This is a genomic window from Faecalibacterium sp. BCRC 81149 (genome assembly GCF_022750605.1).
Lineage (GTDB): Bacteria > Bacillota > Clostridia > Oscillospirales > Ruminococcaceae > Faecalibacterium > Faecalibacterium duncaniae.
In genome coordinates this window covers 24,779-38,087 of the sequence record NZ_QXJA01000010.1, presented here as the reverse complement: position 1 = coordinate 38,087, position 13,309 = coordinate 24,779, and the positions used below count along the sequence as shown (strand labels likewise).

The window sequence follows — 13,309 nt, the reverse complement described above, 5'->3', positions numbered from 1 at the left end:
GGTTACTCTACTTTCCTCAGAAATTGCAGGTCGGCGGGGTCATCCTCCGTAAAGACACGGTGCAGGTCGAGCACAAAATCGACCAGCGCCGTACTCTGCTGGAAAAAGCTCTGGGTGGTGCACCAGACACTGCCGCTCTGCACAGCCTTGAACTCAGCCAGCAGGGGGCATTTTGCCACCAGTTCCTCCGTGGTATGCACCACGCCCTCAATGGTGCTGTTGTAAAGGAGCACATCCGCATCCTTTGCACCGGCGTAAAAATCCTCCAGCGGCAGGTTCATGGTGGAAAGGTTGTTGCCGTTGTCGGTCAGGTCCGCAAAAACATAATCACCGCCCGCCATTTCGATCATCTGGGCCACATAGTCGCCGCCCTTGCGCACATTGGCAAGGTTGTTGGCTGTGATGGAGAAAAAGGCACAGCGCTTGCCGGTGGAAGCCTGCCCGGTCAGCGGTGCAAGGCGCTCCACCTGCCGGGCAAACTCCTGTTCCGCCAGCTCCTCTTTCCCCAGCAGGATGCCCCAGAACTTGAGCCATTCCAGCCGGGCCAGCGGGCCGCTCTCATAGCTGGAGCGCTCTACCAGCACCGGGATGCCGAACCGTTCCAGCTGCTCCTTGACCTCCGGGGTGTGGTAGATCATGGTGTTCTCGATGGCAAGGCCGCAGTTGGCCGCAAGGATCTTTTCGTAGTCCGGGGCGCTGTACTTGCCCGCATAGGCAATGCGCCCGGCCTCCATGGCGGCTCTGGCCTCATCCAGATACCAGCCCTCCGCCTGGGTGCCGGAAAGGGTCACGCTGTCCAGCCCATCCAGCGCGAGGAACAGGTCCATCACCGAGGTGGAGACAAGGTAGATGTTCCGGACGGGCTGACGCAGCACCGTCACGCTCTCGGGCAGGCCTTCCACCGCAGCGGCATCCTCCGGGGTCACAAGGAACTGCTCCCCCGATTCGGTCAGGGTCAGCATGGTATAGCCGCCCTCATAGCAATCGGCAGTAAACTGTGTGGCGTAATCCAGCGGGCAGGCATGGTCAAAGACCAGTTCTTCTGTGCTGGCGGGCGCTGTCTCGGAGGCGGCGCAGCCCGACAGGGCCAGTACTGTAGCAGGCAGAACGCGCAGGAATTGTTGTCTCGTCAGTTTCATCCGTTCAGCGCAAAGGTCAGCGTATACTCGATCTCATGGGGGGTGCTCATGGCTACGGTATCAGCAGTGACAGCCAGCGGGGTGCCCAGTGCAGAAACAGGGATCTCAAAGGTGGAGTTGCCCTCGGTGTTGGTGGGCAGATACTTCTCGCCGTCCACGATCATGTAATCATAATTGGGGCTGCTCCACAGGATGACAGCGGTCATTTTTCCGTCCGCCACGGTCAGGGCGGCAGGGCTTTCCACGGTGGCACGGCCAGAGCCGCCCTCCAGGGTCACATTCACGCTGTATTCACCGTCCGCAGGGATCTCGGCAGCTTCCTCAGCCTTGGGTTGTGCATTGCGGATGCTCACGGTGTGGTCATACCACTTGCCCTTGGTCCCGAGGAGTGCCAGCTGGAAGTCCTGGTCCACAGCGGCCACGGGGATATCATAGCCGTAGACTTCCTCCGAGGTGCCATCAGAGTAGGTGACGGTATCGGTGGTAGGCAGCAGCCAGTCTGCCTTGTTGGCCTCGGCATCGGCGGCCATGCCAACATACAGGTTGACGATCTTCTTGGAGGCCAGACTGACATGGAAGGTCATCTGCCCGTTCTCCACGGTCAGGGTGCCCATGCCATTGCAGGCTTCGTTGGCGTGGAACATGCCGCTGTCGGTGTCGAACTCAGCCGTGTACACGCCGTCCGGCAGGGCGGCCTCGGCAGGCTCGGATGCGGCAGCGCTCACGGCAGAAGCAGCTTCCGAGCTGACAGCAGAGGAAGCAGTGGAAGAAGCCCCGCCGCAGCCGGTGAGCGCGGCGGCCAGCATCAGAGAAGCAACGGACAGGGAAACAAACTGTTTGCAGTGCATAAACAAAATACCTCAAAAATTCAGAATTTGAAATGGGAGTGTTTCTCCTCATGCGGGGAAGCTCTCCATGAAAAATGCCCGAAAAGATCTCTCCCTTCGGGCATTGGAATGCGAAATATTAGCCGTTCAGGGAATCAATGGCGGCTTTGGTGTGCTCAATGTAGCGCTGCTGGATGTCCTCGATCTCACCCAGACCGGCGATCTGGCACTCCACGGACGCGAAGTCACCGGAGGCCTGGAACTGGCTCAGCCAGGAATCGTCATCCGCACCGGCCATATCGTTGTTGGCGTGGTCACCGGCAACGACCATCAGGGGGCGCAGGATGACCTTGGTGTAACCGGCGGCCTTGACAGCCTCGATGACGTTCTCGCAGGCGGTCTCCTCGGGCTCACCCTCCACCGTGCCGATGAACACGTTGCTGTAGCCCAGGGTCTGCATGGCGGTCTGCATCTGGCTGTAGCTCACCTTTGCGGTGTGGGAGGTGCCGTGGCCCATAAAGACAAAGGCGACCTTCTCCTCAGCAGCAGCCTCCAGGCTGTCGAAACCCGCATCCTTCACAGCGGCAGCGGTAACGGCCTTGGCAACAGCCTCCTTGTCGGCGTTGATGACGGCAGCGTCGGCACCAACCTCGCCCAGCAGGGGCTCGGCAACGGCGACTCTCTCGAACTTGTCCTTGTACTCGTCGATCATCTCCATCATCTCGTCGTACTCTGCACCGTGCATCAGGTGGGTGGGCTGGACGACCAGATTCTTCACGCCGTTGGCCACAGCGCGGTCCAGCGCCTGCTGCATGTTGTCGATCTTCTCGCCGTCGCGGGCCTGAACATGGTTGATGATGATCTGTGCGGTGAAGGCGCGGCGGACAGACCAATCGGGATAAGCGGCCTGCAGCGCATCCTCGATGCCCTTGATATCCTTCACTCGGCTGTCGTTGAAGGAGGTGCCGAAGGAGACCACCAGCAGCTCATTCTCGCCGATGTCGTCCTGATTGCGGCTGTCGTCCTTGGAAGCATCGCCGGTGTCGCGGCCAAAGTAGTCAGGGTCAGCCTCTTCGCCCTCGACCAGCTCCTTCTGGGCATCGGTCAGGGCATCCCATGCGGCCTTGGCGGCCTCACACTGGGCATCGGTGTCATCGGTGCGCTCCTGCACATAGATGGCATCGATCAGGTCTGCAACGTTCTTTGCGGCCAATTCGTCAGCCTCCTCGCCGGAAACCTCGCTGCTGGCAGCAGATCCTGCCGTGCTGGAAGCAGTGGTGCTGCTTGCGGCACCGCCGCAGCCGGTCAGTACACCGGCGCAGAGGGCCAGAGCGGTCAGAGCGGCCGCTGCTTTGTGGATGGTGCGTTTTCTCATTTTTGTTCGTTCCTTTCCTGTTTTTGAACATGATTTTTGCTGAACAGAAGGTACAGGAAAGAGTGCCCGGCAAAACAAAAGGGGCCTTTCTGCTTGCGGGACGGCAAAGCAAAAAGGCCCTTTTCAGTTTTTTCAGGCTTTTTGGGTACAACCAATTCCTCGTGATCTGGGGCTTGCGCCCCCGTACCAACAGCGGGCAGGTTTCCTGGCTGAAAGCTCAACATCCACCGCCGCCTTCCCGGAACATACGTTCCAGTGACCGGTGCAGCTGCACCCTGGCGGTAAACTCCCTTATCACAGTGACGAGATCGTGCGGGATTTGCACCCGCTTCCCTTTTAACGTGCCTGCCCCCGGCCAGAGCCGCGGGCGGTACGCACCTGCTGTTTTCTATTCAGTTCGCTGTTCAGTATAACATACTCAACGGAGGAATGCAATCACCACTCCGGGGAAACTTCCGGGCTCACAGGCGGTGTTTTTCCCCGATCAGGGCCACCGCCACATCGTTGACATTGGTGCCCGTTGCCCCGGTGATGATCAGGCCATCCACTGCTTTCAGGGCGTGGTAGGAATCGTTGTTCTGCAAAGCAGCGTATCCGCTCCAGCCCCCGGCCTCCAGCGCGGCAAGGGTATCCCCATCCACATAGCCGCCGGCGGCATCGGTGGGGCCGTCTGTGCCATCGCTGCCCACAGAGAACACCGCCGCGTTCAGCCCGGCAATGGCGGGCGCGGCCGCAAGGGCCAGCTCCTGATTTCTTCCGCCAAGCCCTTTTCCGGTCAGGTGAACGATGGTCTCGCCGCCCGCGATGTAGGCCAGCTTTTTCCCCTGCCCTGCCTGGGTGCGGACAATGGAGCCAAGAAAGCTGCCTGCTTCCCGTGCTTCGCAGCAGAGTTGGTCGGTCAGGAGAACCGGTTCATATCCCAGATTCCGGCAGGCACTGGCCGCGGCACGGCAAAGCTCCCGCACGCTGCCGGTGATCCGGGTGGTCACATTGTCCAGCGTTTTGGGCGTTTCCTGCGCCAGCAGGGCCCGGGCCTGTGCTGAGAGTGCCAGATGATACTTTTCGGCAGCGGCAAGCGCCTGGGCGCAGGTGGAGGTATCCGGCACCGCCGGGCCGCTGGCGATCATATCCAGCGGGTCCCCCAGAATGTCGCTCAGCACGATGCTGAACACCTGCGCAGGGGCACAGTGCTGCGCGAACCGCCCGCCCTTCACACCGGAAAGCCGCTTGCGGATGGTATTCATCTCCACAATGTCGGCCCCGCTGGCCAGCAGCCGGCTCGTGATCTCCTGCAGCTCTGCCCCGGGAACGAGCGGCTGCTCGAACAGCGCACTGCCGCCGCCGGAAAGCAGGAACAGCACCGTATCCCCGGCGGTCAGCCCCTGCACCAGCTCCAGCGCCTTTTGGGTGGCCGCAAAACCGTTTGCATCCGGCACCGGATGGCCCGCCTCATAGCAGGTCACCCCGGGGATCTCACCTTTCACATGGCCGTACTTGGTCACGACCACGCCGCCATCCACCCGGCCCAGCGTTTCAACCGCCGCGTGTGCCATCTGCCAGGCCGCCTTGCCCGTCGCCACCAGAAGCACCCGGCCCTTCCCGGGCCGGAGATCCCGCAGCGCGCGGCGCACCGCCTCATCCGGCAGAACAGCGTTCAGGCTGGAACGAAGGATCACATCCGCATCCCGGCGCAGTGCAGCATTCATAGCCCCCACCTCCTTGCAGCGGTGCCCGCCCCTCCGGGACAGTGCACCGAAAACAGCTGAATAAAAAATCAAGACCGACGATCTCTTCTGAAATCGTCGGTCTTGTTCCAATCCGAGTGGCGAGAATCGAACTCACGGCCTCTTGAACCCCATTCAAGCGCGCTACCAAAACTGCGCTACACCCGGACACCTGATCGAGCTTGTCGCTCACAGCTCAATCAGTATACCCGAAGAATGGTGTTTTGTCAAGCACTATTTTCAAATTTCTTCTTCATTTTCGGCAATGGCCGTTGTGCTGCCCACCGGCTGCGGAAACTCTACCGTAGCCAGCGCCACAGCGAACACGCTCTGCGCACCGGCATCCAGCAGAGCCTGCGCGCAGGCCGAGGCCGTGGCTCCGGTGGTCAGGACATCGTCCACCAGAAGGATGCGCTTTCCCTCCACAGCCTCCGGCCGGGCCACCCGGAAGGCACCCGCCACATTGGCCAGCCGCTCGTCAAGGGAGAGCCCCTCCTGCCGCCGGGTGGAGCGGGCACGGGTCAGCGCGTCCGTGACCACCGGAACGCCCACCGCCCGGGCAAGGGGCTGTGCCATCCGCTCCGGCACATTGTAGCCGCGCTTTTTGCTGGAGGCCGGTACCGGAAGGATGCAGTCGTAACCCCTGTCAAGGCCCGGTACCGGTTCGGGCAGGGGCTCAGAGCCGCACATTCTGATCTCGCTGCCAAAGAGCAGGCGGGCCATCTCCACGCCCAGCTCCACAGCTGCCCAGGGCGCGCCCTGATATTTCGCCCGCAGCACCGCGCGGCGGACAAGGCCGGTGTATCGGTAGGGCGCGGCTGCCCCATCCAGCCGCCCCAGGTAGTGCTCGGAGCCGCGCAGCCGCATGGAGGGTGCACGGCGCAGCTCTGCCAGCCCATCGGCGCAGTCCGGGCAGGCAGGCTGGTTCCCCAGCACCCGGTCACAAAAAGGGCAGCGGCGCGGGTAAAGCACCCAGCGCAGCTGCCGCAGTGTGCGGCTCAGGCCGCTGTAATAAAGCATCAGTCGCTCTTGACCGCAATGATGACGCGGACCTTTTTTCCGGCAGCGCAGCCGAAATTATCGTACCAGCCGGTCAGCTGGTAGCCGTCCGCATCCACCTGAGCCAGCTTGGTGGGGTAATACTGGCCCTTGTACCACAGGTAGACCTGCACATTGTCTGCCATCTCGTAGCGTTCACTGCCCGAGAGCACCGAGGCCGCGCCGACCTTGTCGATCTTCAGGGGCATCAGCTGCATCATGGCCTTGACAGAGCCGGTGGTCTCCCGCCGCACGGCAATGCCGCCCGCCAGCACCGGATACTTGATGGCCGTGGTGTAGCTGGCCGCCGCGCCGTTGACGTAGCAGATATAGGTCGCCCCGCCGCCGATGTAATTGAAGATCTGCTTGAAGGGGGTGCCCGTGATCTCCGCGATCTGCTGGAAGCCAATGCTCATCAGGGAGCCGGTGTTGCTGGTCAGCTTCTGCCAGGCCGTGCTCAGGATATCGCCCGAGACGATGCCCCACAGGATCTCGCTGGTGGTGGGCACCAGCAGGTTGGACAGGCGGTCTGCCGCCGTGGCACCGGTCACAGTGGTGGTGGTATCCGAGGTAGAGCCAGAGCCGTCGGTGCCGCCCGTGGCCGCTCCGGTGGTGGTGCCTGTCGTGGTCGTGGTGCCGGAAGCGGAATCTCCCGCCACAATGCCGGTGACGAGGCTCTTCAGGTCAGAATAATTCATGGCCAGATTTTTCACATCGTCCAGCACGCCGTAGCTCCACAGGTCGCCGGTCACATCGTTCAGGATGAGCCGGTCGATCTGTCCGGCATCGTTGACGGTATAGTAGCGGACATCGAGGTCACTCAGTGTTACCCCCGATAGGCGGCTGGGACGAACCGTCCCAGCCACACCCTCCGAAGTTGTATCCAGAATCTCTACATCGTCGGCCAGGGCGGCAGCGCCCAGCGCAGTGGCATTGGTATTGATGGTGCCGTTGACGCGGCGGTCATCGATGTGCTCCACGCTCTCGCCCTCCGGGGTGACCTTGATCTCTACCAGCCACCCCTGCGGAAAGTTCAGGCTCTTGTCCACGTTCACGGTGCGGGCAATGCCATCGGTGCACATGACGGAGACTTTCTGCAGAACATCCGCGCCGTTCTCTTCCACCAGACTGCGGGTGGCGGTCTGCACGACACCGTAGAACACACTGTCGGCTTCCTCGCCGGTCACGATCCCGGCAGCCTCATTGTTCATGCCCAGCAGCAGGGTGACGACTTCGCCCACGCCGCCGCCGTTGAGGGAGGACACCTGAGAGGCCACAGCAGAGGAGCCCAGCGTATAGCTGGTGCCTGCCACCGTTACACTGGTGGGGGCACTGGCACTGGGCGAAACTGCCGTGATGCGGCCAGCGGCCCGGCGGGTATAGACCCACAATGTCTGTAAACTTTCACTGTAATAATACACGTCGTATTTGTTCAGTTCCGCAGATTCCGACGCTTTATCGTTGCGGTAGACCATCTTGGGAACAAAGGGCAGCTGGACCGTATCGCCCGCCACAAAGGGGCCCTTCAGGCTCTTGAGCATGACGCTGGAGGTATCCACCTGGCCATTGGAGACCGTGAAGCCCAGACTGCTGCCGTAGGCACTGCCGCTGGCAGCGTTGGCTGTCAGGGCGTTGTAGAACAGCAGGGCGCACTCCTCGTAGTTGAGCGCCTCGCCCTGGCTGCGGTCCACCTGATTGCGCAGGCCCAGCTCACTGGCCTTGTTCAGCTGTGCGTTGGGGAAGGAGCCGCTCAGATCGGTCATCTTATAGCCCATCAGCTTGAGGATGGCCGTGACCGCTTCTTCCAGCGTCACGGCATTGTCGGGCCGGAAAGAGCCGTCGGTGTAGCCGTTCATCCAGCCGTTCTGCACCGCAATGCGGACATAGGGTGCATAGGGCGAAGTGCCGGGCAGGTCGGTGAACAGGGTGCCCACTGTGCCCTGAGAGCCCACGCTCTCGCGGTAGGTGGAGTAGGACACCAGCATCCGGGCCAGTGCACCGCGGGTGACCACAGCGTTCAGGGCAGCCTGCTGGCTGCTGTCCATCGCGTTCAGCGTGATGGACAGCTGGACCGCCGTGTTGGCGTTGCCCGCTGCCGATGCCGGCAGCACCAGCATCGACAAGGCAATGCTCACCGCCAGCAGAAATGCAAGGATTCGCTTTTTCATGGAAGATCCTCCTTAAAATAGTTTCTAATGTATTCCGGGTTGCGGCTCCCAGCGTCTGCTTCGTGCAAAGCCTTGCACTTGCATCCTGCTGGCCGCGGCCCCAACAACTCCTCCCTTCATCCGCCACTGGCGGCGGTCGTCGTTGTTGCCCCTATTAGGGGAGCTCCGCAAGGCGCTGGCAAAGCCAGACCGAAGCGGTAAGAGGTTTAATCATATCTCAGCGCTTCAATGGGGTTCAGCCTTGCGGCACGCTTGGCGGGCAGATAGCCGAACAGCACGCCGATGCCCACCGAGATGCCAAAGGCCACCACGATGGAGTTGAACGAGGGGCTGACGGTCACATCAATGTCGCTGGAGATCATGGGCAGGATGCGGTTTGCCGCCATGGACACGATATAGCCAAGGACGATGCCCAGCACGCCGCCCAGTGCGGAGGTGGTGGCAGCTTCCACCACAAACTGCGACAGGATCACCCGCTCCTTGGCACCCAGTGCCTTGCGGATGCCGATCTCCCGGGTGCGCTCGGTCACCGACACCAGCATGATGTTCATAATGCCGATGCCGCCCACCAGCAGCGAGATGCTGGCAATGCCGGTAAGGATGATGATGACCATGTTGATCATCTCGTTCATCTCCTCCAGCCACTCGCTGGCGCTGTAGATGTAGTAAGCGTTGTCGCTCTTGAGCAGGTCGTGCAGACCGCTTTCCACCACCGCCTTGGCCTCGTTGGCGCGGCTCTCGTCCTTCATGATCGCAACAAAGTTCTTGGCGCTGGACTGGCTGGAGAGCCGCATGGCCGTAGTGTAGGGCAGATAGATGCAGTCATCGTCGGAGCCCTGCTGCAGGTTCTTGTCCGTCACCTTGGCGTTCAGCACGCCCACGATCCGGAACTTGTAGGCCCCCAGCTTGATGGTCTGGCCCACCGCGTTGCCGCCGTAGGCCGCCCGGTTGAGGTAATCGCCGATGATGCAGACCTGCTTGTTGTCCTTGATGTCCATGTACTGCAGGCCGCGCCCCTGGGCGAGGGTATAGTTTTTCATCTCGGCGTAGTGCTCGTCCACACCGTAAACGCGGGTGCCGTAGCGATAGGTCGTGGTGCCCACCTTGGGGGTGTTGTTGCTGAAATCGATCTGGGGCGAGACTGCGGAGATGAGCTCCTTGTTCTTATCCGCGATCTTATACACATCCTCCACCGAGGCGGTGCGGGAGCCGTAGCCCCAGACCTGAATGGACAGGGCATTCGTGCCCAGCGCTGAAAAGCTGTCCCGCATGCTCTGGGTCATGCCGTTGCCCAGACCCACGATGACGATGACCGCCATGACACCGATGATGATGCCCAGCATGGTCAAAAAGGTGCGGAGCTTGTTGCTCCACACATTCTGGAGGGCCTGACGGAAGGTCTCAATGATCATTTGTTCCCCTCCTGTTCTGCCGGTTCAAAGTTCAGCGTCGGCTGGACGATGGCTTCCGGCGCGCGGGAGTCGCCATCGTAGACCACCTGACCATCCTCCAGACGGATGATGCGGTCGGCCTGCACGGCAATGGAGTTGTCATGGGTGATAAGCACCACCGTATGGCCCTGCCCATGCAGGTCCTGCAGCATTCCCAGCACCTCGCGGCCGGTGTGGCTGTCCAGCGCGCCGGTGGGCTCATCAGCCAGAATGATCGCCGGGTTGCGCACCAGCGCCCGCGCGATGGATACGCGCTGCTGCTGGCCGCCCGAAAGCTGGTTGGGCTTGTTTTTCAGCTTATCGCCCAGCCCCACCTGCTCCAGCACCTCGCGGGCCCGGCGGTGGCGCTCGGCGCGGGGGATGCCCGCATAGACCAGCGGCACCTCCACGTTTTCCAGCAGGTTTAATTTGGGCAGAAGATTATACTGCTGGAAGATGAACCCCAGCATCTCGTTGCGGATGGAGGCCAACTCGTTCCGGCTCATCTTGCCCACATCCCGGCCGTTCAGCCGGTAGGTGCCCGCCGTGGGCACATCCAGGCAGCCGATGATGTTCATGCAGGTGGACTTGCCGGAGCCGGACTGGCCCACAATGGCAACAAACTCGCCTTTTTCTATTTTCATGGTGATGTGGTCGGCGGCTTTTACCGTGGTGTCGCCCATCTGGTAATACTTGCAGACCGCATCAAATTCGATCAGAGCACTCATTCCATCCTCCCATCAGAAGATCATCATGCCGCTGCCATCGTCATAGTAGCTGTCGCTGCTGACCGAGTTGGGGTCGTAACCAATGGTGTCCCCCTCCTGGATGCCGCTGACGATCTGGGTGTAATCATCATCGCTGACACCGATCTTGACGGCCACATAGACAAAGCCCTCGGGTGCCTCCATGGTGGTATCCGCCTTGGAGGCGCTGGGGGAATCCTGGGTCACCAGCACATAGCCGCCCCGGACGATGGCCGCATTGGGCACGGTCAGGGCATTGGCAGCCTCGGCCACCACAATCTCGGCATTGGCGTTCATGCCGGGGCGCAGGCCGTCGGTCTCGTCAATGCGGATGGTCACCGGGTAGGTGGTGGTGCCGCCGTTGGAAGTGCCCTTCATGGAGACGCGGGTCACAGTGCCCACATAGTTCTTATCCTGCACGGCATCGGCTGTGATCTGCACCTTCTGGCCCACAGTCAGGGAGCTGATCTGCAGCTCGTCCACATTGATGACCATTTCCAGATAGCTCAGGTCATAGATGACGCAGAGTGTATCGCCGGATTTGACCGCGTCGCCCACCTTGGCATCCTTTTCAATGATGGTGCCGCTGATGGGAGAGGTTACGGTATAGTTGGCCATGGTATCCTGCAGGTTCTGCAGGGAGATCTCAGCGCTGCGCAGGGTCTCAGAGGCCGACTGGATGCTCTCGGTCAGGTCATCGCCGCTCAGCTCGATCAGGATATCGTCCTTGGCAACGGTCTGACCCTCCTGCACATGGATGGAGGTCACGGTGCCTGCGGCCTGTGCGGTCAGGGTACGCTCTGCCTGATAGCCAAAGGTGGCAGAGCCGATGGAGCTGACCCCGTTGATGGAGGCGGTAGCCGCCTGCGCGGTGGTCAGGCCACCTGCATTCCGCACGGCAATGGTCACGGTGCGGGTGAGCAGGTTGCCGGTACTCAGGGCATCCGTTCCGGTCACGCTGGTCACGGTGCCGTCCAACTGCTCAAAGGTGCCGTCCAGCGTCACCTGGGCGGTCTGGCCCACGCTGAAATTGGCGGCATCAGCGGCGGGGAATTCCAGCGTCAGCAGCATTTTGGAGCTGTCGCGGATGATGGCGACCTCCTGCCCGCTGGTCACCTCGTCGCCCTTGGCGACCTTCAGGGTGCTCACGGTGCCATCCACTTCGGCACGCACATACTGGCGGTCCACCACCTTGTCATAGCTGCGCTGTGCCTGCTGCATGGCGATCTCGGCCTTTTCAAAATTGGTGGAAGCATCCGAGCTGTCCAGCGTGTAGAGGATGCTCCCCTCATCCAGCACGTCGCCCTCCTCAAACTCGCCGGTGAGCACCTTGCCCTCCACCAGAGATTTCACGGTGTAGGTGTTGGCAGGGTTCAGGGTGCCGGTGCCGCTCAGGGTGTTGGTGACATCCCGCACTTCAGGGCTGGTCTCCAGATAGCTGGGATCCACGGCTGTGGTGCTGGCGCTCTTGGGCTTGAGCAAAAACACACCGCCCGCGATCGCCACACAGACCACCGGCACGAGCCATTTCCAGTTCTTCTGCAAAAACAGCACCGGGGCCTTGGTTGTCTGTGCCGCAGGCGTTTCCGCACCCGGGTTCTCCGCGCCGTCCTTCTTCTTGTTCCAGATCATCATGTTCCTCCTATCAGATTCAGGCCCGCCGGAGGGCGGCCTGTCAGATTCCTTTCCTATGTATAGGTGTAGTGTATCGCATTTTGCCCGGATACACAAGCGTCCAAATTTCGTTTGCACGCTTTTCAGCAAATTTTCACAGATTGTAAACCTTTGTGCAAATCGCAAGTTGACCTGCCTGCCGCTTTCTGGTTTAATCGGGACGTTGTTTGTACCAAATCAGAGGAGGATTTTTTACCATGAATCAGACCAGTAAGTTCTCGGTGCGCGATATCTGCTACGCGGGCCTGTTTGCCGCCGTCATCGCCGTGATGGCACAGATCTCCATCCCCATGCCGCTGGGCGTGCCCATGACCATGCAGACCTTCGCCATCACGCTGGCGGCTGTGGTGCTGGGCTCCAAGCTGTCCGCCATTGCCACGCTCGTTTACCTGCTGCTGGGCGCTGTGGGTGTGCCCGTGCTGGCCAACTTCTCCGGCGGCATCGACAAGTTTGTCGGCCCCACCGGCGGCTTCCTGATTTCCTTCCCCATCATGGCCTACATCATCGGCCTGGGCGTGGAGCACAGGGATGCCTTCAAGGGTGCTTTCCCCGTGGCGGTTGTCGTGGGCACCGTGGTCAACTATATCGTGGGTGTCATCCTGTTCGTGATCGTCGCCCACAGCACCGTGTCCGTGGCTGTTTCTGCCTGCGTTCTTCCCTTCATCCCCACCGCCATCATCAAAGCTGTGCTGGCCTGCGTGCTGGGCCTGAACATCCGGAAGCGGATCCCGGGGGTAAAAAAGGCATGAGCATCGTACTGCGCCCGCATCACCTGCTCTGCACCCAGGGCTACTCCGGCCATGGCTACAGCGAAGCCTTTGTGGAGCACATGAACGATATCGTCCATCAGCTGCGGGAGGTGCCCGGGACGAAGATCCAGCTCACCTTCTCCACCGACACCCTCTGTTCCTGCTGCCCCAACAAGCTGGGCACCGACCTGTGCGACACACAGGAAAAGGTCAAGCGGTACGACCGCAAGACCGTGGAGTATTTCGGGCTGGAGGAAAAGGAATACGACTACCAGGCCCTCATCCGGGAGATCGATGCCAAAGCCACCCCCGAGATGCTGGCCGATATCTGCCGGGACTGCTGCTGGTTCCCCATCAGCGCCTGCTGCAAGAATATCTGCGAAGGCAAATACGTGAAATAACATTTCCCCCGATACAACAGGCCGCCGTGCAGGAGATG

General features: G+C 61.1%; 12 protein-coding genes, 1 tRNA gene and 1 riboswitch. Of the genes, 2 read left to right on the top strand and 11 right to left on the bottom strand.

All coding sequences use genetic code 11. From position 1 onward, the window contains the following. Nucleotides 1–2: 2 nt before the first annotated feature. The 11 genes from D3F01_RS11235 to D3F01_RS11185 form a co-directional block, all read right to left on the bottom strand. On the bottom strand, nt 3–1,139 hold the full coding sequence (locus tag D3F01_RS11235; protein ID WP_242888781.1) for an ABC transporter substrate-binding protein: 1,137 nt from the start codon (nt 1,137–1,139) through the stop codon (nt 3–5). Beyond that, the gene (locus tag D3F01_RS11230) at nt 1,136–1,987 is read right to left on the bottom strand and encodes an iron transporter (protein WP_242888779.1); all 852 of its coding nucleotides are present in this window, start codon (nt 1,985–1,987) and stop codon (nt 1,136–1,138) included. The genes D3F01_RS11235 and D3F01_RS11230 overlap by 4 nt, the downstream gene beginning before the upstream one ends. Before the next feature lie 118 nt (nt 1,988–2,105). Continuing rightward, on the bottom strand, nt 2,106–3,341 hold the full coding sequence (locus D3F01_RS11225) for a sirohydrochlorin cobaltochelatase (protein WP_242888777.1): 1,236 nt from the start codon (nt 3,339–3,341) through the stop codon (nt 2,106–2,108). Beyond that, on the bottom strand, nt 3,338–3,562 hold the full coding sequence (locus D3F01_RS11220; protein WP_156066495.1) for a hypothetical protein: 225 nt from the start codon (nt 3,560–3,562) through the stop codon (nt 3,338–3,340). The genes D3F01_RS11225 and D3F01_RS11220 overlap by 4 nt, the downstream gene beginning before the upstream one ends. Further along, nucleotides 3,519–3,738: riboswitch (cobalamin riboswitch) on the bottom strand. (Overlaps the previous gene by 44 nt.) Before the next feature lie 64 nt (nt 3,739–3,802). Continuing rightward, complete coding sequence (locus tag D3F01_RS11215) at nt 3,803–5,047, bottom strand: glycerate kinase (protein WP_242888775.1); 1,245 nt, start codon at nt 5,045–5,047, stop codon at nt 3,803–3,805. Between the two features lie 111 nt (nt 5,048–5,158). Beyond that, nucleotides 5,159–5,233, bottom strand: a tRNA-Pro gene (locus D3F01_RS11210). A 72-nt stretch (nt 5,234–5,305) separates the two neighbouring features. Next, nucleotides 5,306–6,085: a ComF family protein gene (locus D3F01_RS11205; RefSeq protein ID WP_005935022.1), complete on the bottom strand. Its 780-nt coding sequence runs from the start codon at nt 6,083–6,085 to the stop codon at nt 5,306–5,308. Then, nucleotides 6,085–8,271, bottom strand: coding sequence for an S-layer homology domain-containing protein (locus D3F01_RS11200; protein WP_242888773.1), 2,187 nt, complete (start codon nt 8,269–8,271; stop codon nt 6,085–6,087). Before D3F01_RS11200 ends, D3F01_RS11205 begins: the two co-directional genes overlap by 1 nt. Before the next feature lie 206 nt (nt 8,272–8,477). Continuing rightward, nucleotides 8,478–9,683 (bottom strand): ABC transporter permease, encoded by a 1,206-nt coding sequence (locus D3F01_RS11195; protein ID WP_242888766.1) that lies wholly within the window; start codon nt 9,681–9,683, stop codon nt 8,478–8,480. After that, entirely contained in the window at nt 9,680–10,429 is a 750-nt protein-coding gene (locus D3F01_RS11190; protein WP_005935028.1) for an ABC transporter ATP-binding protein, read from the bottom strand. The genes D3F01_RS11195 and D3F01_RS11190 overlap by 4 nt, the downstream gene beginning before the upstream one ends. A gap of 12 nt (nt 10,430–10,441) precedes the next feature. Next, nucleotides 10,442–12,082, bottom strand: coding sequence for an HlyD family efflux transporter periplasmic adaptor subunit (locus D3F01_RS11185; RefSeq protein ID WP_242888764.1), 1,641 nt, complete (start codon nt 12,080–12,082; stop codon nt 10,442–10,444). A gap of 236 nt (nt 12,083–12,318) precedes the next feature. On the opposite strand from D3F01_RS11185, the gene D3F01_RS11180 reads away from it, so the two are divergent. Together D3F01_RS11180 and D3F01_RS11175 are read left to right on the top strand one after the other, a co-directional pair. Beyond that, nucleotides 12,319–12,870, top strand: a complete 552-nt coding sequence (locus D3F01_RS11180; protein ID WP_035394764.1) for a biotin transporter BioY — start codon at nt 12,319–12,321, stop codon at nt 12,868–12,870. Next, entirely contained in the window at nt 12,867–13,271 is a 405-nt protein-coding gene (locus D3F01_RS11175; RefSeq protein ID WP_242888762.1) for a DUF1284 domain-containing protein, read from the top strand. Before D3F01_RS11180 ends, D3F01_RS11175 begins: the two co-directional genes overlap by 4 nt. Nucleotides 13,272–13,309 lie beyond the last annotated feature (38 nt).

Bases quoted from the DNA above. Each gene is read 5' to 3' on its own strand.
- D3F01_RS11215 (WP_242888775.1), bottom strand. From the start codon at position 5,047: ATGAATGCTGCACTGCGCCGGGATGCGGATGTGATCCTTCGTTCCAGC.
- D3F01_RS11185 (WP_242888764.1), bottom strand. From the start codon at position 12,082: ATGATGATCTGGAACAAGAAGAAGGACGGCGCGGAGAACCCGGGTGCG.
- D3F01_RS11200 (WP_242888773.1), bottom strand. From the start codon at position 8,271: ATGAAAAAGCGAATCCTTGCATTTCTGCTGGCGGTGAGCATTGCCTTG.
- D3F01_RS11175 (WP_242888762.1), top strand. From the start codon at position 12,867: ATGAGCATCGTACTGCGCCCGCATCACCTGCTCTGCACCCAGGGCTAC.
- D3F01_RS11180 (WP_035394764.1), top strand. From the start codon at position 12,319: ATGAATCAGACCAGTAAGTTCTCGGTGCGCGATATCTGCTACGCGGGC.
- D3F01_RS11230 (WP_242888779.1), bottom strand. From the start codon at position 1,987: ATGCACTGCAAACAGTTTGTTTCCCTGTCCGTTGCTTCTCTGATGCTG.
- D3F01_RS11190 (WP_005935028.1), bottom strand. From the start codon at position 10,429: ATGAGTGCTCTGATCGAATTTGATGCGGTCTGCAAGTATTACCAGATG.
- D3F01_RS11195 (WP_242888766.1), bottom strand. From the start codon at position 9,683: ATGATCATTGAGACCTTCCGTCAGGCCCTCCAGAATGTGTGGAGCAAC.
- D3F01_RS11205 (WP_005935022.1), bottom strand. From the start codon at position 6,085: ATGCTTTATTACAGCGGCCTGAGCCGCACACTGCGGCAGCTGCGCTGG.
- D3F01_RS11235 (WP_242888781.1), bottom strand. From the start codon at position 1,139: ATGAAACTGACGAGACAACAATTCCTGCGCGTTCTGCCTGCTACAGTA.
- D3F01_RS11225 (WP_242888777.1), bottom strand. From the start codon at position 3,341: ATGAGAAAACGCACCATCCACAAAGCAGCGGCCGCTCTGACCGCTCTG.